Source organism: Vibrio sp. 2033, from assembly GCF_033339735.1.
The window spans coordinates 1-642 of sequence record NZ_JAWOVC010000453.1 but is presented as its reverse complement, the minus strand read 5'-3'; the positions used below and the strand labels follow the sequence as shown (position 1 = coordinate 642).

Below are 642 nucleotides of genomic sequence, written 5' to 3'. Positions count from 1 at the left end.
ATTGCATTGCAATTGGATCTAGGTGGCGGTGCTTGGGATAAAGACGATCGTTTGTTTGAGCCGGGTTCACTGTTTGAAGACATGTTTGCCGACGAAACTGAAGAAAAGAAAGTGAAACCACCGCAAGTCTTCATTTTCTCGAGCGCAGAAGTCACGCAGTTTACCTTGTCTTTTTTTCCACAAAAAGGCGATGCGTTTAACGATGGTTGGCGAGTGATCGGAAAAGAGAGTGGGCAAATTCTGTTGGTAGCGCCAGGTGAAGAAGTGGAAGAGGATGAGAATGCGCAATTTTAAGCAAACTCAACCAAACTTAAACCGTCGCAGAGTGCGAGGGATGACGTTGCTTGAAGTGTTGGTTGCACTGGCTATTTTTGCCACCGCGGCGATCAGTGTGATTCGCTCTGTGAGTCAACACATCAACACAGTCAGCTACTTAGAAGAAAAGATGTTTGCAGCAATGGTTGTGGATAACCAAATGGCGAATGTGATGCTAGATACTGGCGCGCTGAAAGCCAAGAATGGTACCGAAGAACTAGCAGGGCGTACATGGTATTGGAATGTCCCGCCTGTCGCCCCCACGCAGCCATTGCTGAAAGCATTTGATGTACGTGTCGCGACCGCCAAAAACGCGAGTCCAGCTGT

Annotated in this window: 1 protein-coding gene and 1 pseudogene; both read left to right on the top strand. The window is 48.1% G+C overall.

Annotated elements, in window-relative coordinates:
• Positions 1-294: pseudogene (locus tag R7P74_RS27150) on the top strand (type II secretion system protein GspH); the annotation flags it as partial.
• Positions 281-642 (top strand): type II secretion system minor pseudopilin GspI (gene gspI, locus R7P74_RS27145; protein ID WP_318123773.1); only part of this gene is annotated, 362 nt, incomplete at its 3' end. The pseudogene R7P74_RS27150 and the gene gspI, both read left to right, overlap by 14 nt.